Source organism: Marinobacter oulmenensis, assembly GCF_014201735.1.
In the GTDB taxonomy this organism is placed as follows: Bacteria; Pseudomonadota; Gammaproteobacteria; order Pseudomonadales; family Oleiphilaceae; genus Marinobacter; species Marinobacter oulmenensis.
Window position 1 is genome coordinate 90,839 of sequence record NZ_JACHFE010000002.1, and the last position, 18,446, is coordinate 109,284.

Sequence of the window (18,446 nt, forward strand, 5' to 3'; positions counted from 1 at the left end):
TTGATCTTGAGGGACTGGCTGCCAAGGATTGCCATTGGCCTGTTGTCGCTGGGGTACCCGCTGGCGGTTTACTTCATGCTCCAGTATGGAGGCGCTGCCTCCGTGGCCTGGCTGCTGTTGCCGATTGCGCTGCTTCACGGTGTCCGGGCACTGCGGGGGCAGCGTAGCGGCTGGTGGTGGCTGCTGGCATGTGTGGTACTGACCGGCTGGTCCTGGGTCCAGCAATCGGCCATCGGCGTCAAGTTCTATCCTGTGGTGATCAGTGCCGGTTTGCTGCTGGTTTTTGGCTGGAGCCTGTGGTTTCCGCCGACGGTGGTGGAGCGCCTGGCCAGGCTGAAAGAGCCGGACCTGCCGCCTTCCGGCGTAGCCTACACCCGCAACGTCACGCGGATCTGGTGCGGCTATTTCATCGTCAATGGCGTGATTGCCACGGCCACGGTGTTTGCCGAGGACTGGGTCTGGACCCTCTACAACGGTTTTATCAGTTACCTGTTGATGGGGCTGCTGTTCGCCGGCGAATGGCTGTTCCGTCAGTACTACCGGAGTCAGCGGAATGACTGAAGCAATTCCCCTGGAGCGCGTTCTGAGCGAGCCGGTGAGCGCCGATCAGGTGGTGGCCATCGGTCGCGACGGCGCGGTATCCCGACGCGACTTTGAGCAGCGGGTATCTGCCTGGCGGGCCCTCGCTGACCAGGTCCAGGGCACAACCCTGGGTGTCTATTTTGAGGATGCGCTGGAATTTTCGGCAGCCCTGTTCGGCCTCTGGTATGCCGGCAAGATCGCGCTGCTGGCCGGTGACCGCCTGCCAGCGACCGTCGAGGGCATGCGCGACCGCGTGGCTGCGCTGGCCGGTGATTTTCCTGACGATACCGGCCTGCCGCGGCTGTCCAGGCCTGAGTCATCACCACAGCCGGCGGGCTCATTCGACCCGCTGGATCCCCATCATTGCGGCGTTATTGTTTTGACCTCCGGCAGTACCGGCGATCCGAAAACCGTGCCCGCGACCCTGGCCCAACTGGGCGGTGAGGTTGCCATGCACGAATGGCAGTGGGGCCATCAGGCCGGCGACTCCGTGGTGGTTGGAACCGTCAGCCACCAGCATATTTACGGGCTGCTCTGGCGGGTGCTCTGGCCACTGGTCGGTCAGCGTCCGTTTGTTCGCGAGATCTGCCATTATGCCGAAGACGCACTTGGCTGGGCGCAACAGCTGGACTCGGTCACCCTGATCACAACGCCGAGCCACCTTGGCCGCTGGCCCCACCAACCCGGGGAGAGAGCCCCGGGCCACTGGGCGCAGGTGGTGTCTTCCACCGCCCCTTTGTCCCGTGATCACAGTGCCTTTGCCAGCGACTATTTCGGAACACCGGTGGTGGAGATTTTCGGCAGTTCGGAAACCGGTGGTATTGCCTGGCGTCAGCAGATGCTGGATGAGGTGTGGACGACCCTCGAGGGCATCAGCGTGAGCTCGGATGAGCAAACCGGAGCGCTGCTGCTGGATTCGCCGCTGGTGGCCGGGGATGACCTGTTTACCACCGGTGACCGGGCGGAAGTCCAGTCGCCACGCCGGTTCCGGCTGCTTGGCCGTCTGGATCGCATCGCCAAAATCGAGGGCAAGCGGGTGTCGCTGACGGCCATGGAAACGCGGCTGGAAGCCCATCCTTGCCTGGACAGTGCCAGGGTGGTGGTCCTGCAGGGCCGGCGGACCGAAACCGCCGTGGTCGCGGTTCCGGATGAGGCCGGCCGGCAATGGCTGGCGAAGGCCGGAAAGCGTTCGGTGGTCCGGGAACTTCGGCAATGGCTGTCGGGTCATTTCGAGGCGCCGGTGTTGCCGCGTCGCTGGCGGCTGGTGGACGATCTGCCCCGCAACGCTCAGGGCAAGGTACCCCAGCAGTCTCTGCTGGCGTTGTTCGAACCATCGGATTCAGTGCCGGCAAAGGTAACTGCACCACCGCGCTGGCCGGATGTGCTTGAGCAGGAAAAGCCCGAACCGGGGCAAGCCCGCCTGAGAATCCGGCTGCCCGCGGATCTGGTTTACTTTCGCGGGCATTTCGAAGAATTACCCGTGTTGCCAGGGGTAGTGCAACTGCATTGGGCGGAGCACTACGCCCGGCTGTTTTTCGGCGATGATCTGCCTGGGCGCAACGCCTTTGCACGCCTGGAGGCGGTGAAATTCCAGGAACTCATCCAGCCGGGTCGGGAGGTGTCCATCGAACTGAGCTGGCAGGCGGAAAAGAACCGGATTCAGTTCCGGTTCCACGACGGGCAGACGCCGTTCTCGTCCGGTCGCATGGTGTTTGACGCGGAGGCCTCATGAAGACCGGCTTCTGTGTCGTGATTCCGGTATACAACCATCCGGACACCATCGCGGATACGGTGGCTGAGGTGCGCAGTGCCGGTTTTCCGGTCATCCTGGTGGATGACGGCAGTGAGCCGGTCTGTGCCGGTGTTCTGGATCGGTTGACCGAAGGCGATGAGGCTGTTCACCTGCGCCGTCTCCAGGTGAATGGGGGCAAGGGCAGGGCGGTTAAATCCGGCCTGCTGATGGCCCGGGAACTTGGCTTTGCCCATGCCCTTCAGATCGACGCCGACGGCCAGCATGACCCCCAGGATATCCCCCGCCTGGTCCGTCTGTCCCGGCAGCATCCCGACGCGATCATTTCCGGTATGCCGGCCTATGATGACAGCGTGCCCCGTGTGCGCTACTACAGCCGTTATCTGACCCATGTCTGGGTGTGGATCAACACCCTGTCGCTGGAAGTGCGGGATTCCATGTGCGGCTTCCGGGCCTATCCCCTGCAGCCGGTCTGTGAGTTGATTGGCCGCGAATATCTGGGCGACCGGATGGATTTTGATACCGAGGTCCTGGTCCGCTGGGTATGGCAGGGTGGCCGTGTTTTCCAGTTTTCAACACGGGTCCGTTACCCACGGGATGGTATTTCCCATTTTCGAGGTTTCGAAGATAACTGGTTGATTACCCGAATGCATACCCGGCTGTTTTTTGGTATGCTCCGGCGTCTGCCCCGCCTGCTTGCCCGGCGTCTGCGCCGACGTGAGGTGTCATCGTGACCGACAATCACTGGTCCAACATGGCGGAAGCCGGAGCGGTCAGTGGTATTCGCTTCATGTTCTGGGTCTACCGATGGTTTGGCCGCCTGCCCTTCCGGATCTGTCTGTTCCCGGTCATTCTCTACTTTTTCCTGTTCCGGCGCTCCGCCCGTGAGGCATCGCTGAACTATCTGGTGCACCTGCGCGACAGTGGCCGTTTTACGCCATCGGCGCCCTTGCTCTGGCACAGTTATCAGCATTTTCTCAATTTCGGCGAGAGTATGCTGGATAAGCTGGCGGTCTGGCAGGGAGACATTGCCATCGACTCGCTTGAGTTTCATAACCACGAGGTCTTTGACGAGTTGGTCCGCGAGGGCCGGGGCGCGGTGATGATGGGCTCCCATCTGGGCAACCTGGAGATCTGCCGGGCCCTGTCCCGCCGGCACACCGGGGTGACCTTCAACGTGCTGATGCATACCGCCCATGCCACCCGGTTCAACGCCATGCTGACCCGTGCCAACAGTGCCGCCCATGTCAATGTGATCCAGGTGTCGGAAGTGAGCCCGGCCACAGCGATTGTGCTGCAACAGAAAATCGATGCCGGTGAGTTTCTGGTGATTGCCGGTGATCGCACCCCTGTGTCCGGGCCCGCCAACACAGCCGAGGCGGAGTTCCTCGGTGAAACCTGCGAGCTGCCTCAGGGGCCCTTTGTTCTGGCGTCCATCCTGAGATGCCCGGTGCTGACCCTCTTCTGCCTGCGCCGGGGCCGGCGCGGCCAGCCGTTTTTCGATCTGTACATCAACCACTTTGCCGACCGGATCGAGCTTCCCCGGCGTGACCGGCAACGCGCACTCCGGCACTATGTCCAGCGCTGGGCGGATCTGCTGGCCGAGTATTGCCAGCGGGCGCCGCTGCAATGGTTCAATTTCTATTCGTTCTGGCATCGCCCAGGTTCTGAGTCCAACACGGAAAAAAGCACTGACCAATGATCACCTTTGACGACAAGCCCATGACCATCGAAGACGTCACTGCCATTGCCCGTGGTGAGCAGGATGTCACGCTCAGCCCGGCGCCCGAGTTTGCCGATAGCATCCGTCGTGGCAGTGCCTTTCTTGAGCAGCTACTGGAAGAGGATGGGGCCATCTACGGTGTCACCACCGGTTACGGTGACTCCTGCACCACCATGATTCCCGATGAGCTGGTGGCGGAGCTGCCACACCATCTGTTTACCTTTCATGGCTGCGGTATGGGCCAGGTGCTGTCGCCTGTGGAGTCCCGGGCCGTGGTGGCCACCCGGCTGAATTCCCTGACCTTCGGCTATTCCGGCGTGACCTTTGAGCTGCTGCAGCAACTGACGCGCCTGCTGCAGAAGAACATCGTACCGGTGATACCCTCCGAGGGCTCCGTGGGGGCCAGTGGGGATCTGACCCCGCTGTCCTATGTCGCCGCTGTGCTCTGTGGCGAGCGGGAAGTCTATGACCGGGGCGAGCGCAAGCCCACGGCCGAGGTGTTTGCCCGGGAAGGCATCGAACCGCTGCGCCTGAAACCCAAGGAAGGCCTGGCCATCATGAACGGGACCGCCGTGATGACGGCCCTGGCGTGCCTGGCATTCGAGCGGGCCGAATACCTGTCGCGGCTGGCCACCCGGATCACGGCCATGGCCACGCTGGTGCTGGATGGCAACGCCCATCACTATGACGAGGTGCTGTTCTCCGTCAAACCCCATGCCGGGCAGCAGTCTGTGGCCGCGCGACTGCGGGCGGACCTGCATGCCGGTGAGCCGCCGCGTAACCCGGACCGGCTGCAGGATCGTTATTCCCTGCGGTGCGCGCCCCACGTGATTGGTGTGCTGGAGGATTCGTTGCCATGGCTGCGCCAGTTCATCGAGAATGAGCTGAACAGTGCCAATGACAATCCGATCATCGATGCTGATGGCAAGCATGTGCTGCACGGCGGGCATTTCTATGGTGGTCACATTGCCTTTGCCATGGATTCACTGAAAACCGCGGTGGCCAATATCGCGGACCTGCTGGACCGCCAGATGGCCCAGATGATGGATGTGAAATTCAATCATGGTCTGCCGGCCAACCTGTCCGGCGCCCGGGGCGAGCGGGCGGCCATCAATCATGGTCTGAAAGCGGTGCAGATCGGGGCCTCCGCGTGGACCGCCGAAGCCCTCAAACTGACCATGCCGGCCAGTGTGTTTTCCCGGTCCACGGAATGCCACAACCAGGACAAGGTCAGTATGGGCACCATTGCTGCCCGTGACTGTCTGCGGGTTCTGCAATTGACCGAACAGGTCACGGCTTCCGCCCTGTTCGCCGTCTGCCAGGGTCTGGAGCTCCGTTTCGAGCAGGGCGACCTGGAGTCGACAGCGCTGGGTTCCGAACTGCTCGATACCCTGACGGCGGTACGCCGCAGCAGCCCGAAACTGGACGAGGACCGGGCTCTGGAACAGGAGCTGCGTGAGCTGGTCACACGTATCCAGTCCCGGGACTGGTCCCTGTACCCGGAACACTGAAAGGAACTTCCCCGATGATATACGCAGATGCTCAGGTCAAGATTCCGTTTCATGACATCGATATCATGGAGATCGCCTGGCACGGTCACTACGTCAAATATTTCGAGATCGCCCGCTGTGAGCTGCTCGACAAGCTGGACTACGACCACGAACGCATGCGGGACTCAGGCTATGCCTGGCCGGTGATTGACATGCACCTGCGTTATGCCCGGCCGGCCCGGTACAACCAGGTGCTGAATGTTCGGGCCCGGCTCACGGAGTGGGAACACCGTCTGAAGATCGACTATACGGTCACCGATGCCGAAACCGGCGAGCGCCTGACCCGTGGCCACACGGTGCAGGTGGCGGTTGAAATGGCTAGCGGCGAGATGTGTTTTGCCTCGCCGCAGGTGCTGCTCGACAAGATTGAAAACCATCAGGAGGACCCGGCATGAGGGCTTTTTTTCTGATCGTCGCCCTGGGCATTGCCGGTGTGGCCCCCGCCTGGGGAGCAGAGAGCACAGGGCAGGGAACCTCCGCAGACTCCCTTGAGGCATTGCTCGGGGATCAGGGCCAGGTCGACCATCTGGAAGGCCGCTTTGAGCAGAGCAAGTACATTGCCGATCTTGAGACCACGCTGGATTCCAGCGGTCGTTTCCGGTTCGATGCCAAACAGGGATTGCAGTGGCAGATTCTGGAGCCGGTGCCGACGCAGCTGCGCATTACGCCAACCGAGATCATCGAAGAACAGGATGGTGAGGAAGTGATGCGCATGGATGTGGATGAACAACCCATGACCCGGGCCATCAGTGAGGTGTTCTTTGCGATTTTCGGCGGCGACTGGGACAAGCTGACCGAACGTTTTCGCGTGGAATCACTGACGGCGGACAGTGGCTGGCATTTCCGGCTGGATCCCCGGGGGGAACTGCTGAAATCCTATCTGGACACCATTGAATTACAGGGCACCGACTATCTTGAAACACTGATACTCAGTGAGAGTAACGGTGACCGCACCCGCATTCAGCTCAGCAACGTGGTGACCCGTTAGCCCGTGCCATTATCCCTTCCATCCCGCCGATCCCTGGCCCTTGTCTGGGCGCTGGCACTGGCCCTGCTGACCGCTGCACTGATGCTGCGGCTGTCCGGCAGCGTTTTTGATTCCAGCATTCTGGCGCTGTTGCCGGAAGACCAGCAGGCGCCCCTGGTGGCCCGAGCCTCGGACCGGATGGACGAATTTGTGGCCAACCGCGTCCTGTTGCTTGTGGGTGGCAGCCGGGCGGATCGCCCGGAACTGTCGGGGCTGGCCGAGGACATCGCCCGGCAGCTTTCAGAAACAGGTGTCTTCTCGCGGATCCAGGCCCGGGCCGAGGCAGACTGGTGGCTCTCAATGGGCCGGTTGTATCAGCCCTACCATTACCAGTTACTGACCGATGATGTCCGGCAACGGCTGGCTGGCGGACAGGGGAATGCCCTGGTAGCGGAAGCAGCCCGGGGCCTGGTCAGCCCTGCCAGCGGCCCGCACCCGGCCCCGTTGCTCGATGATCCGCTGAACCTGCTGGGCCACTGGCTCCGTTCGCTGGACCCCGGCGGCGGTTTCCAGCTGGATCAGCAGGGCCTCTTTGTAACGGACAGCGACCGTCATTACCGGGTGATAACCGCAGTCATCAAGCAGGACCCTTTCGATCAGGCCACCCAGAAGCGGGTATTGGCAGCGGTGGCGGAAGCCGATGCCCGCGTCTCGGACAGTGCCGTTGCCTCCGAGTTGCTGCGTTCGGGCCTGGTGTTTCATGCAGCCGCCGGAGCCAGCCAGGCGAGGGCCGAGCTGTCGACCATCGGAGTGGGCTCACTGATCGCGATTCTGTTGTTGTTGTGGTGGCAGTTCCGCTCGGTGTCCTACCTGTTATTGCCGGTTCTGAGTATTGGCTGTGGTCTGCTGGTGGCGCTGTCGGTCTCGCTTGTCGTGTTCGAGCGGGTTCATCTGGTGACCCTTGCCTTTGGCGCAAGCCTGGTCGGTGTCTCTGTCGACTATGCCTTCCATTATCTCTGCCACGTGCGCTATCAGGGTGGCGCCGGTGTCCGTCGCATTCTGCCGGGCATTACCCTCGGATTGCTGTCCAGCTGCCTGGCCTACGGCGCACAGGCGCTGACGCCTTTCCCCGGGCTGCAGCAGATTGCGCTGTTTTCGGCGGCGGGCCTGATCGGGGCCTGGCTGACTGTGGTGCTCTGGTTTCCGGTCTTTGGTCGCTGGCTGCCGGCACGGCGCACAGAGGGCTGGCTGGGGCGGGGACTGGTCTCGGTTGCCCGGCTGAAAAAACCGCTGGTGGTCGTTCTCGCAGGGCTGCTGGCATTGGCATTATATGGCTTGCCCGGCGTTGTTTTTGACGACAGCCTGGGTGCGCTGCAGTCCTCTCCCGAGTCGCTTCTGAGGCAGGAACAGAGGATCCAGTCATTGAGCGAGAATCCCGGCAGTGCCCGGTTTCTGCTGATCCGGGGCAATTCCGCCCAGCAGGTCCTTGAACGGGAGGAACGGGCCAGGCTGGGGCTGGATCAACTGGTGCGGCAAGGGCGCCTGGATGCTTACCGGGCCGTGTCCGGTTTCGCTCCATCCATCGACCGTCAGCAGAAGGATAGGCAGCGGGTGGCGGAACAGGTCTATCAGGCGGGGCTGCCGGAGCGGCTGTTTCAGTCTGTTGGTATGTCCGGGGAGCTTGCGGGCCGAAGCGAAGCCCGCTTTCGAGCGGCAGAACCGCGCTGGCTCAGGCCTTCGGAACTGGCGGATGCTCCGGTGGGCGAGCTGCTGTCAGCACAGTGGCTGGAACCGCTACCCGGCTCAGAAGAGGTGGCGTCACTGATCACCCTTGGCGGCGCCGCGGATCGCCAGGTGTACCTGCAATTGGCCGAGCTGGCCGATGGTATCGACGGTGTGCGTTTTGTTGATCGGGTGGAGCGGACCTCGGACCTGCTGGCGGGTTATCGGGCCACGGTCAGTCAATGGACGGCGCTGGCCTATGCTCTGGTGCTGCTGGTGCTGTTTTTCCGGTATGGCCGCGGATGCTGGCGGGTCATACTGCCGCCGGCGCTGGCAACCCTGATGACTCTCGGTCTACTGTCTGTCATGGGGCTGCCACTGAATCTGTTCAACCTGTTGGCCGCACTGTTGATTCTCGGCATCGGGCTGGATATCGGTATTTTCGTGCGTGAGAGCGGCGGGCAACTCCATGCCTGGGAAGCGGTTACGCTGTCCGCGCTGACGTCACTGCTGGCATTCGGGCTTCTGGCCCTGAGCGAGACGCCGGTGCTGCATCATTTCGGAATGACCGTGCTGCCCGGAATCGGGCTGGCGTGGCTGATTGCGTTTGTTCTGGGGAGCGGGGCTCTGGCCGGTTCCCGGGTGTCGAAGGGTAGTTGAATAGGAGAACATTCAGTTGAATACAGCGGAACTGGACAGTGATGTCATTATCATCGGGGCTGGCCCTTCCGGCGCTATCGCGGCTGCGCTGCTGCGTCAGAAAGGGCACCAGGTCACCATCCTGGAGAAACAGCATTTTCCCCGTTTCTCGATCGGCGAAAGCCTGCTGCCCCAGTGCATGGCGTTCATTGAAGAGGCGGGCATGATGCCCGCTGTGGAAGCGGCGGGGTTTCAGTACAAGAATGGCGCGGCCTTCCACTACGATGGCCGAAATGGCGCCTTTGATTTCCGGGAAAAATTCACCCCGGGCTGGGGCACCACCTGGCAGGTCCAGCGGGACCGGTTCGATCAGATCCTGGCGCAGGAAGCCGAGAAGCAGGGCACACCGATCCACTATGGCCATGAGATCACGGCCGCCGATTTCTCCGGAGAACAGCCGGTTCTGAGTGTGCGCACGGATGACGGCCGGCAATACCAGGCCCGGGCCCGTTATGTTCTGGATGCCAGCGGCTTTGGCCGGGTACTGCCCCGTTTGCTGGACCTTGAAACGCCGTCCGAGTTTCCGGTGCGGGTGTCCCTGTTCACCCACATTGAAGACCGCATTGATCACCCGGGCCATGATCGCAACAAGATCCTGATCACCGTGCATCCGGAACACCGTGACGTCTGGTATTGGCTGATTCCGTTTTCCAATGGTCGCTCCTCCCTGGGCGTGGTGGTTCGTCCGGACATGCTGGACGCCCGCAGCGGCGAGCCCATGGCGGTGCTGCAGCAAATGGTGTCGGAGGACCCCAATCTGTCCGAGGTGCTTGCCAACGCCCAATGGGATACGCCGGTCCGTGAAATTCGCGGCTATTCGCGCAATGTCCGTCAGTTGTGCGGGAAAAACTACGCGCTGCTGGGCAATGCCGCCGAGTTCCTGGACCCGGTGTTTTCCTCCGGTGTCACCATTGCGATGAAGTCGGCGAGTCTTGCGGTTGATGTCCTGGACCGTCAGCTCAGGGGGGAGACCGTGGACTGGCAGGCCGACTATGCCGAGCCATTGATGGTTGGCGTGGATACCTTCCGGACCTACGTGAACGCCTGGTATGAGGGCAGTTTCCAGGACGTGGTTTTTGCTGAAAACCCGTCAGAGCAGATCAAGGCCATGGTGTCGTCGATCCTTGCCGGTTATGCCTGGGATACCGACAACCCTTACGTCAGCGAAAGTGAGCGGCGGCTGGGAACCCTGGCGGAGATCTGTCGTGCCTGAATTGCGGGCAGGCCGGTACCTGTCGCTGGCGGTGGTGCTGTTCGCCCTGTCTGCACTGGGCGGCTGCCAACTGCTGGGTGTCCGTACCGGGCCTTTGGCCCCACCCCTGCTGGCCCCGGCATCCGGCGGGCTGTCGGTGCAGCTCAATCAGCGAATGACGCTGGATATGGATGGCAAAAAGCACCACCTGGTGGCGGTTTCCCGCCTGGCGCCGAACGAGATCCGGATGACCGGGTTTACCCTGACCGGACAGCGCCTGTTCGATTTTGCCAGCGATGACAATGGCGTGAGTCGCTGGCAGGCACCCCAGGTGGAGCGGCAAATACCGGCGCGCTGGATGCTCACCCAGCTTCAGCTCGCTTACTGGCCGGAGGCTGCCCTGAAAGCGGGTTACTCAGATCCCTGGCGGCTGTCGGCAGCGCCGGGTGAGCGGGCGCTCTATCTTGAGGATGAATTGTTGGTAATGGTAAGCTACGCGGCCGATTTTGACGCCCTGCGGGCCGGGTCGGAGCTGACCATAGAACATCATCGGATGGGCCTGACAATGACCATGGAAACCCTCAAGGCAAAGGACCTGGCGACTCCCGATGCATCGGCCAGAGATGGCGGGGCAGGGCAATGAAGACCCCGGTTTACCTGCACAAGCCCGGCGTTGTCTGTGCGCTGGGAACAACCACGGACGCCGTCTCCCGGGCGCTTTTTGCCTCCGAACCCAGGCCTCTGACCACCACGGATGCTTACACCCCTGGCCGCGAACTCCCGCTGGGGGTTGTCGATGGTGATCTGCCCCCTCTTGAGGGGCGTGATGCCAGTCGCAACAATCGCCTGCTGCTGCAGGCCCTGTCCCAGATCCAGTCGTTACTTGATCGCCAACTCGATGGTCTCGAGCCCCATCGGGTCGGGGTGGTACTGGGTACCAGCACGTCCGGCATAGGTGACGCTGAACAGGCGTTCCGTGAAGAGGCCTGTGAACAGCTGCCTGACTGGTATGACTATGCCATGCAGGAAATCGGCGCTCCCGCCCAGTTCCTGGCCCGACATCTTGGGCTGTCCGGTCCCGCGACCACCATCTCCACCGCCTGTTCCTCCAGTGGCAAGGCGCTGGCCAGTGCCCGCAGGCTGCTTCAGACCGGCGTTTGTGATCTGGTGATCTGCGGCGGTGTGGATACCCTGTGCCGACTGACGGTGAATGGGTTTGGCGCACTCGATTCGGTCAGTGAACGTACCTGTAACCCCATGAGTGCCAACCGGGATGGTATCAATATCGGAGAAGCCGCGAGTCTGTTCCTCATGAGCCGGGAACCGGCCCCGGTTGTGCTCTCAGGTGTTGGTGAGAGTTCCGACGCGCATCACATATCGGCGCCTCACCCGGAAGGGCTGGGTGCCCTGGCCGCCATGCGCGCGGCCCTGGATGACGCCGGCCTGCCCGGTGAAGAGATCGGCTACGTCAATCTGCATGGCACCGCGACGCCCCAGAACGATTCCATGGAGAGCCGGGCTGTCGAGCAACTGCTCGGTCTGGCCACTCCGTGCAGTGCAACCAAGCCCCTGACCGGGCATACCCTGGGGGCGGCGGGCGCGCTTGAGGCTGCCTTCTGCTGGCTGACACTGACCGGGGATGGCCGACTGCCGAGACACTGGTGGGACGGGCAACCGGACCCGGCGCTGCCGCTCCTGTCGCTGGTCAACGACGATACCCGGCTGGCGTCTGCGCCGCGCCATGTGCTGAGCAATTCGTTTGCCTTCGGTGGCAATAATGTTGCCCTGGTGCTCAGTGGTGTGGATGGAGTAGCCAGCGATGAGTGAACGGCCGTCCTACGCCGTCGATGAACTGGTTCGCCACCGGGGTGACATGAGTCTGCTGGATACCATACTGGACTATGGAGACAGCTGGCTGGAGGCACAGGCGACCCTGACTGGCGATAACCTGTTTCTGGTGGAGGGTGCTGTGCCTTCCTGGGTCGGCATTGAATACATGGCTCAGACGGTGGCAGCCTGGGCTGGCGCCCGAGCACAGTCCCGGGGCGAACCGGTGAAGGTCGGCTTCCTGGTGGGCACCCGAAAATATCAGTCACAGGGGGCTGCGTTCCCCGTGGGCAGCCTGCTCACCATCCGGGTGACCCAGATAATGATGGGAGATAATGGTCTGGGCGTGTTTGACTGCCAACTTCAGTGCGAGCCGCCTGAGGGGCCGGCATTCACAGCCAATGCCCGGTTAAATGTGTTCCAACCGGACGATTTTACAGAAATTTTGGGAGAGGAAGCATGACGGAAACCGTACTGGTCACCGGCTCCAGCCGTGGTATTGGCCGCGCGGCGGCGCTGCGTCTGGCGCAGGATGGGTATGACCTTGTCCTGCATTGCCGGAAGGAGAGTGGTCAGGCTGAAGCGGTACAGCAGGAAATCGAGGCACTGGGCCGGCAGGCACGCATCCTGCAATTCGATATTTCGGATCGGGAGCAGGCCTCTGAGGTCCTGCTGGCGGATGTGGAAGCCCATGGCGCCTACTATGGCGTGGTCTGTAATGCCGGCGTGGCCCGGGACAACGCCTTCCCGGCCATTCCCGGCGAGGACTGGGATCTGGTACTGCGGACCAACCTGGACGGCTTCTACAATGTGCTCAACCCGCTGATCATGCCGATGGTCCGCCGGCGCAAGCCGGGCCGGATTGTCACCCTGTCGTCGGTGTCCGGCATCAATGGCAACCGGGGACAGGTGAATTACAGTGCAGCCAAGGCCGGCATTATTGGTGCGACCAAGGCTCTGGCCGTGGAGCTGGCCAAGCGCCGTATTACGGTCAACTGCGTTGCGCCGGGGCTGATCGAGACCGACATGCTCGACGATGTACCGGTGGAGGAAGCCATGAAAATCATACCCAGCCAGCGTCTGGGTAAGCCGGAAGAGGTGGCTGCGGCGATCAGCTTCCTGATGTCCGGTGATGCCGGCTACATCACCCGGCAGGTTATTTCGGTGAACGGGGGAATGTGTTGATGAGGCGTGTGGTGATTACCGGTATGGCCGGTATCTCTCCCATTGGCAGCGACTGGGAAACGGTCTCCGCCAACCTGGAAGCCGGCCGGACCGGCATCCGGATCATGGAGGACTGGGCCCGTTATGACGGACTGAACACCCGTCTTGGTGCCCCGGTTACCGATTTCGAAAAACCGGCCCATTACTCCCGTCGGGCGGTGCGAGGCATGGGGCGGATCGCCCTCATGGCGACCCGGGCCTCCGAGCGCGCGCTGGAAGATGCCGGGCTGCTTGATGACGACAGCATCCGTGATGGCCGTATGGGCGTTGCCTATGGCTCTTCTGCGGGGTCACCCCAGGCCATTGCCGAATTTGGCAATATGCTGGCCAATGAGGCCGTGGATGGCCTGAACGCCACCTCTTACATCCGCATGATGTCGCACACGGCACCGGTCAATATCGGCGTGTTTTTCAATCTCAAGGGGCGGGTGATCACCACTTCCAGCGCCTGTACCTCCGGTAGCCAGGGCATCGGCTATGCCTATGAGGCGATCAAGTATGGCCGCCAGACCATGATGCTGGCCGGTGGCGCCGAGGAACTCTGCGCCACCGAAGCTGCCGTGTTCGATACCCTCTATGCCACCAGTACCGCCAACGATACGCCGGAACTGACACCCCGGCCGTTTGATCGTGACCGGGATGGCCTGGTGATCGGCGAAGGGGCGTGCACCCTTGTGCTTGAAGAGCTGGAATCCGCACAGGCTCGCGGTGCCCGGATCTACGGTGAAATCGTCGGATTTGGCACCAATTCCGACGGATCCCACATTACCCAGCCCACCCAGGAAACCATGCGTCAGGCGATGGAACGATCCCTCGACGATGCTGCTCTGGATCCGGGCGTGATTGGCTATGTCAGTGCCCATGGCACCGCCACAGACCGGGGTGACATTGCCGAAAGCCAGGCAACCTATGAGATTTTCGGTAACCGGGTACCGGTCAGCGCTTTCAAGAGCTATACCGGCCATACACTTGGAGCCTGTGGCGCCCTGGAGGCCTGGGTGGCGCTGGAAATGATGAACCGCAACCGTTTCCACCACACGGTGAATCTGACGTCGGTGGATGAGCAGTGTGCGGATCTGGATTACATCACCGGCGCACCCCGGAACATCGAGTGCGAGTATGTCATGAGTAATAATTTTGCCTTTGGTGGTATCAACACCTCGCTGATTTTCCGTCGGTGGTCCTGATGACACGGCAGTCGGCGGCCACCGGGGGGCGGCCATGGAGCTGATGGCGTTTGCCGTTCTGGTGCTGGCTCTGGCCTGGCTGTGCCGTCGTCAGTTGCTCAATCCCGGGTGTCACGGTTTCTACCGGTTCTTCGCCTTCGCCGGAATCGCCTGGCTGCTGGTGTTCCGGCTGGGACACTGGCATGACGATCTGATCTCCATCCGCCAGTTGGTCTCCAGCCTGCTGATGGTCGGGGCTCTCTGGATGGTCGCGGCCAGTGTCTGGGAGTTCCGCCACAAAGGCGGTCGCCGGGAAGGGGAGACCGTGCCTGAAAATTTCGGGTTTGAGAATACCGGTCGTCTGGTGACCACCGGCATCTATCAGTACATCCGGCATCCCATGTACGCGTCCCTGCTGTTGCTGGCGTGGGGCATATTCCTGAAACAGCCGAACTGGTCGGGGCTGCTGGTCGTGGCTGGCGTTACCCTGGCCCTGTATCTGACCGCTCGAACGGAAGAGCGTGAGAACCTGGCGTTCTTCGGTGAGGCCTACCGCCAGTACATTCGCACCAGCAAGCTTTTTCTGCCGTTCCTGCTATGATGCCAGCGGTACAAGGCAGTCTGTGACAACAACCGGAAGCGTCTGTGATAGCCATTAACCACCTTGAATTCAGTTACTCGCCCTCGGCCAGTCCGGTGCTCCGGGGGATTGAACTGGATATCGCAGACCGGGCCCTGTTTGGCCTGCTGGGGCCGAACGGCGCAGGAAAAACCACGCTGCTGTCGATCCTGGCCGGGCTGATTGACTGCCCGGCCGGCCGGGTTTTTGTCGACGGCCTGGACCTGGTCACACCCCGGGCTCGGCAACAGGCGCGATTGTCTCTGGTGCCCCAGGAGTATGCGTTCTATCTGCCGTTGACCGTGCGTGAGAACCTTCAGTTTTTTGCAGGAGTTCAGGGCGTGCCCGGGAGCGAAGTTGACCAGCGGGTCTCAGAGGCTGTGTCACTTACGAGCCTGGAGGAGCGCCTTGATCACCGGGCGGGCAAGCTTTCAGGTGGGCTCAAGCGCCGGCTCAACCTGGCGATTGGTCTGCTGAACCGGCCACGTCTGCTGTTACTGGATGAGCCCACGGTGGGCATTGATCCCCATTCCCGCCATTTCATTCTGGAAACCATCCGCCGCCTGGGGGAACAGGGTACGACGGTGATCTATACCTCCCATTACATGGAGGAAGTGGAAGAGCTCTGTGATCGGGTGGCTATCATGGACCACGGTCGGATATTGCGGCAGGGCACTTTGGCGGAGCTGCTTGCAGGGCAATCCGGCAGTCTTGAGTCGCTGTTCCTGGATCTGACAGCTCGCGGGCTGAGGGACTGAAATGACCGGTATGGGCGCCCTGATTCGCAAAGAACTTCTGCTGTTGCTGCGTGATCCCCACGGCTTGTTGCTGCTGTTCGTTATGCCGGCGATTTTCGTTCTGATCATGACCTTTGCCCTGCAGAACCAGTATTCCATGAGCCGGGACGTCACCATTGATTTTCTGTTGGTCAACGAGGACGACGGCGGCCTGAGCCGGGCGTTTGCCCGGCAGTTGGGCAATATGTCTCCCCTTAACCGCCAGGAGCGGGATCTGGGCTGGCAGGACATGCAGGCGCTGGCCCGCCAAGGCGAGGTGAAATTTCTGGTGCGTATCCGGCCCGGTTTTCAGGATCGCCTGGGCCAGCGACAACCGGCGGTGGAAGTCGTGCTGGCACCCGGGCTGTCGCCGGTGTTTGTCAGCGTGGTCGAGGCCCGTCTGACGGAACTGCTCAATCGCTTCTACCTGCGCTTGCGCCTGGCCACACTGCCCGGGGTCCAGAGCAGCTTTGAGGCCCGGGCATCGGACCTGATGGAAACCCGCTCCCTTTACGACGACAGCGGTGCGCTGCCGTCATCGGTGCAGCAGAATGTACCAGCCTGGCTGTTATTCGCCATGTTCTTTATCGCCGTGCCGCTGTCGACAACGCTGATCAGTGAGCGCCAGCAGGGCACGCTCCTGCGTCTGCGCAGTATGGGGGTGGGCGCGGGCCGGGTGCTGTTCGGCAAGGTGATTCCGTTTTTCCTGGTCAACCTGCTGCAGGTGGTACTGATGTTCCTGATCGGGCTCTATCTGATCCCGCTGCTGGGCGGGGATCGCCTGACCCTGGGTGCGCATCCGGCCGGTCTGGTTCTGGTTTCGGTTGCCGCCAGTCTGGCGGCGGTCAGTTATGCCCTGTTGGTGGCCCAGATTACCCGGACCATTGAGCAGGCGACTATTGTGTCGGCCGTGTTCAACATTATCATGGCGGCGCTGGGCGGGGTGATGGTGCCGCGATTTCTGATGCCGGACCTGATGCAGCAGGTGGGCGGTTATTCGCCCATGGCCTGGGGACTCGAGGGTTACTTCGACATTCTGTTGCGTAATGGCACTGTGGTCGACGTACTTCCGGAAGTCGGGGCACTGCTGGCTTTCGCCGCTCTCATGCTGGCCCTGGCGGTCTGGCGTTACCGCCGGGTGGGGCCGGAACAGGGATAAGTGTTTCAGTTAATAACAAGCGTGAACCTATGACAAACTCAGAACTCAAGGCAGAGCTCAAAGAGCTGATTGTGGAAGAATGCGATGTCGACATCGAGGCGCAGGACATTGCTGATGACGAATTCCTGATCGGCCCGGAAAGCCGACTCAACCTGGATTCCCTGGACGCCCTGAGCATATCCCTGGAGGTCAAGCGCCGGTATGGCAAGCACATTGACAGTGGTAATGAGACCCGGATGGCACTGACGTCAGTCAGTACCCTGGCGGATTTCATCCAGGCTGAATGAGCAGGGCACCGACGAACCGATGACTTCAACCCAGCAGACACGGTCGGTCCCTGTGCGGATCGCGGCCACCGGTATTGTCAGCGCCCTGGGTAATGGCAAGGCGGCCAACCTCCAGGCCCTGTTCAGTGATCGTTCGTCACTGCCTGGCCGGCTTTCCCTGAGCGGTTTCGAGGAGCCGATCGAGGTGCCGTATCAGGGGGTCGGACAGGCGCCGGAAACGGCCGAAGCGCGGCTGCACTGGCTGCTTGATCAGGCGGTGTCCGAACTGCTGGCCGACTACCCGCTCAGTTCTCAGGAGCGCTCCGCGATTCCGGTGTTCATCGGATCGTCCTGCTATGGCATCGGTATCGCCGAGGAGTGGTATCGGTCGCAGTACCGGGATGATCCCGGTAATGCGATTCCACTGCCGCTGGACGGATTCAGCCAGATCAGTCGACATCTGCAGCAGGTGCACGGTTTCCATGGCGCCGATTTCGCGCTCAATACGGCCTGCACGGCCACGGCCAACGCCCTGCTGAGTGCCAGCGCCGCCATTGCCACCGGTCTCAGTGAGCACGCGCTGGTGATCGGTCTGGAAAGCCGGAACGATACCAGCCTGGCGGGATTCCATGGCATGCAGCTGCTGGCGGACGAGGGTATGCGACCGTTCGACAGGTGCCGGGACGGCCTGGTGCTGGGCGAAGGTTGCGGCGCCATGCTGTTGAGCCGGTGTCGGCCTGATGAGCCGGGTTGCCTGCTCTGGTCCGGTGCCAGCAATTGTGACACCTACAGTATTTCAGCATCGAACCCCGACGGCACCACCATTGCCTCGGTTATGGAGGATGCCCTTGGTAAAGGCGGTCTTGAGCCATCGGATATCCGGGTGATCAAGGCCCACGGAACCGCGACCCCCCTGAATGATGACGGCGAAGCCGCTGGCATGCGCCGGGTGTTTGATCCGGTGCCCCCGTTCTTTTCGCTGAAAGCGGCCTTGGGTCATACCCTGGGCAGTTGCGGGGTCATGGAAAGCCTGCTGGTGTGTGAGGCCCTCAACCAGGGGCGCCTGCCTGGCAGTGCCGGATTTGCCGAAGCCGACCCGGCTCTGGGCGTGGCGCCGCTGACCGGACCGGTTGTGGCCGGCGAAGGCTTCTATCTGCTGAACTTTTTCGGGTTCGGTGGTAACAACGCGAGCCTGGTGATTCGTCACCAGGGCTGAACCAACGC

19 protein-coding genes are annotated in these 18,446 nt (G+C 61.9%); all 19 read left to right on the forward strand.

What is annotated here, in order from left to right; genetic code table 11:
* The first annotated feature begins 6 nt into the window (after positions 1 to 6).
* Genes HNR38_RS03625 through HNR38_RS03715 form a run of 19 tightly spaced genes read left to right on the forward strand, consistent with a single transcriptional unit; the run spans position 7 to position 18,438 of the window.
* Complete coding sequence (locus tag HNR38_RS03625; RefSeq protein ID WP_221275664.1) at positions 7 to 561, forward strand: COG4648 family protein; 555 nt, start codon at positions 7 to 9, stop codon at positions 559 to 561.
* Positions 554 to 2,314, forward strand: coding sequence for an ApeI family dehydratase (locus HNR38_RS03630; RefSeq protein WP_183699905.1), 1,761 nt, complete (start codon positions 554 to 556; stop codon positions 2,312 to 2,314). The genes HNR38_RS03625 and HNR38_RS03630 overlap by 8 nt, the downstream gene beginning before the upstream one ends.
* Complete coding sequence (locus HNR38_RS03635; protein WP_183699907.1) at positions 2,311 to 3,066, forward strand: glycosyltransferase family 2 protein; 756 nt, start codon at positions 2,311 to 2,313, stop codon at positions 3,064 to 3,066. The genes HNR38_RS03630 and HNR38_RS03635 overlap by 4 nt, the downstream gene beginning before the upstream one ends.
* Positions 3,063 to 4,034: a lysophospholipid acyltransferase family protein gene (locus tag HNR38_RS03640; RefSeq protein WP_183699909.1), complete on the forward strand. Its 972-nt coding sequence runs from the start codon at positions 3,063 to 3,065 to the stop codon at positions 4,032 to 4,034. The genes HNR38_RS03635 and HNR38_RS03640 overlap by 4 nt, the downstream gene beginning before the upstream one ends.
* Positions 4,031 to 5,566, forward strand: coding sequence for an HAL/PAL/TAL family ammonia-lyase (locus tag HNR38_RS03645; RefSeq protein WP_183699911.1), 1,536 nt, complete (start codon positions 4,031 to 4,033; stop codon positions 5,564 to 5,566). Before HNR38_RS03640 ends, HNR38_RS03645 begins: the two co-directional genes overlap by 4 nt.
* 14 nt (positions 5,567 to 5,580) lie before the next feature.
* Positions 5,581 to 6,000, forward strand: a complete 420-nt coding sequence (locus HNR38_RS03650; RefSeq protein WP_183699913.1) for an acyl-CoA thioesterase — start codon at positions 5,581 to 5,583, stop codon at positions 5,998 to 6,000.
* Entirely contained in the window at positions 5,997 to 6,593 is a 597-nt protein-coding gene (locus HNR38_RS03655) for a LolA family protein (RefSeq protein ID WP_183699915.1), read from the forward strand. The genes HNR38_RS03650 and HNR38_RS03655 overlap by 4 nt, the downstream gene beginning before the upstream one ends.
* A gap of 3 nt (positions 6,594 to 6,596) precedes the next feature.
* Entirely contained in the window at positions 6,597 to 8,954 is a 2,358-nt protein-coding gene (locus tag HNR38_RS03660; protein ID WP_183699917.1) for an MMPL family transporter, read from the forward strand.
* A 16-nt stretch (positions 8,955 to 8,970) separates the two neighbouring features.
* Positions 8,971 to 10,206, forward strand: a complete 1,236-nt coding sequence (locus HNR38_RS03665; RefSeq protein WP_183699919.1) for an NAD(P)/FAD-dependent oxidoreductase — start codon at positions 8,971 to 8,973, stop codon at positions 10,204 to 10,206.
* Positions 10,199 to 10,828 carry a DUF3261 domain-containing protein gene (locus HNR38_RS03670; protein ID WP_183699921.1) on the forward strand — a complete coding sequence of 210 codons (630 nt, stop codon included), beginning with the start codon at positions 10,199 to 10,201 and terminating at the stop codon, positions 10,826 to 10,828. The genes HNR38_RS03665 and HNR38_RS03670 overlap by 8 nt, the downstream gene beginning before the upstream one ends.
* Positions 10,825 to 12,012 carry a beta-ketoacyl-[acyl-carrier-protein] synthase family protein gene (locus tag HNR38_RS03675; RefSeq protein WP_183699923.1) on the forward strand — a complete coding sequence of 396 codons (1,188 nt, stop codon included), beginning with the start codon at positions 10,825 to 10,827 and terminating at the stop codon, positions 12,010 to 12,012. The genes HNR38_RS03670 and HNR38_RS03675 overlap by 4 nt, the downstream gene beginning before the upstream one ends.
* On the forward strand, positions 12,005 to 12,475 hold the full coding sequence (locus tag HNR38_RS03680) for a hotdog family protein (RefSeq protein WP_183699925.1): 471 nt from the start codon (positions 12,005 to 12,007) through the stop codon (positions 12,473 to 12,475). The genes HNR38_RS03675 and HNR38_RS03680 overlap by 8 nt, the downstream gene beginning before the upstream one ends.
* Positions 12,472 to 13,197, forward strand: coding sequence for a 3-ketoacyl-ACP reductase FabG2 (locus HNR38_RS03685; RefSeq protein ID WP_183699927.1), 726 nt, complete (start codon positions 12,472 to 12,474; stop codon positions 13,195 to 13,197). The genes HNR38_RS03680 and HNR38_RS03685 overlap by 4 nt, the downstream gene beginning before the upstream one ends.
* The gene (locus tag HNR38_RS03690) at positions 13,197 to 14,423 is read left to right on the forward strand and encodes a beta-ketoacyl-ACP synthase (protein ID WP_183699929.1); all 1,227 of its coding nucleotides are present in this window, start codon (positions 13,197 to 13,199) and stop codon (positions 14,421 to 14,423) included. Before HNR38_RS03685 ends, HNR38_RS03690 begins: the two co-directional genes overlap by 1 nt.
* 34 nt (positions 14,424 to 14,457) lie before the next feature.
* On the forward strand, positions 14,458 to 15,003 hold the full coding sequence (locus HNR38_RS03695; protein WP_183699930.1) for a methyltransferase family protein: 546 nt from the start codon (positions 14,458 to 14,460) through the stop codon (positions 15,001 to 15,003).
* A gap of 44 nt (positions 15,004 to 15,047) precedes the next feature.
* The gene (locus HNR38_RS03700; protein ID WP_183699932.1) at positions 15,048 to 15,779 is read left to right on the forward strand and encodes an ATP-binding cassette domain-containing protein; all 732 of its coding nucleotides are present in this window, start codon (positions 15,048 to 15,050) and stop codon (positions 15,777 to 15,779) included.
* A gap of 1 nt (position 15,780) precedes the next feature.
* Positions 15,781 to 16,956 (forward strand): ABC transporter permease, encoded by a 1,176-nt coding sequence (locus tag HNR38_RS03705; RefSeq protein WP_183699934.1) that lies wholly within the window; start codon positions 15,781 to 15,783, stop codon positions 16,954 to 16,956.
* Positions 16,957 to 16,985: 29 nt separating this feature from the next.
* Complete coding sequence (locus HNR38_RS03710) at positions 16,986 to 17,243, forward strand: acyl carrier protein (RefSeq protein ID WP_183699936.1); 258 nt, start codon at positions 16,986 to 16,988, stop codon at positions 17,241 to 17,243.
* A gap of 19 nt (positions 17,244 to 17,262) precedes the next feature.
* Positions 17,263 to 18,438 (forward strand): beta-ketoacyl synthase N-terminal-like domain-containing protein, encoded by a 1,176-nt coding sequence (locus HNR38_RS03715; protein ID WP_183699938.1) that lies wholly within the window; start codon positions 17,263 to 17,265, stop codon positions 18,436 to 18,438.
* Positions 18,439 to 18,446 lie beyond the last annotated feature (8 nt).

Coding starts and splice junctions, on each gene's coding strand:
- HNR38_RS03630 (WP_183699905.1), top strand. CDS start 554: ATGACTGAAGCAATTCCCCTGGAGCGCGTTCTGAGCGAGCCGGTGAGC.
- HNR38_RS03635 (WP_183699907.1), top strand. CDS start 2,311: ATGAAGACCGGCTTCTGTGTCGTGATTCCGGTATACAACCATCCGGAC.
- HNR38_RS03645 (WP_183699911.1), top strand. CDS start 4,031: ATGATCACCTTTGACGACAAGCCCATGACCATCGAAGACGTCACTGCC.
- HNR38_RS03650 (WP_183699913.1), top strand. CDS start 5,581: ATGATATACGCAGATGCTCAGGTCAAGATTCCGTTTCATGACATCGAT.
- HNR38_RS03655 (WP_183699915.1), top strand. CDS start 5,997: ATGAGGGCTTTTTTTCTGATCGTCGCCCTGGGCATTGCCGGTGTGGCC.
- HNR38_RS03675 (WP_183699923.1), top strand. CDS start 10,825: ATGAAGACCCCGGTTTACCTGCACAAGCCCGGCGTTGTCTGTGCGCTG.
- HNR38_RS03680 (WP_183699925.1), top strand. CDS start 12,005: ATGAGTGAACGGCCGTCCTACGCCGTCGATGAACTGGTTCGCCACCGG.
- HNR38_RS03685 (WP_183699927.1), top strand. CDS start 12,472: ATGACGGAAACCGTACTGGTCACCGGCTCCAGCCGTGGTATTGGCCGC.
- HNR38_RS03690 (WP_183699929.1), top strand. CDS start 13,197: ATGAGGCGTGTGGTGATTACCGGTATGGCCGGTATCTCTCCCATTGGC.
- HNR38_RS03695 (WP_183699930.1), top strand. CDS start 14,458: ATGGAGCTGATGGCGTTTGCCGTTCTGGTGCTGGCTCTGGCCTGGCTG.
- HNR38_RS03705 (WP_183699934.1), top strand. CDS start 15,781: ATGACCGGTATGGGCGCCCTGATTCGCAAAGAACTTCTGCTGTTGCTG.
- HNR38_RS03710 (WP_183699936.1), top strand. CDS start 16,986: ATGACAAACTCAGAACTCAAGGCAGAGCTCAAAGAGCTGATTGTGGAA.
- HNR38_RS03715 (WP_183699938.1), top strand. CDS start 17,263: ATGACTTCAACCCAGCAGACACGGTCGGTCCCTGTGCGGATCGCGGCC.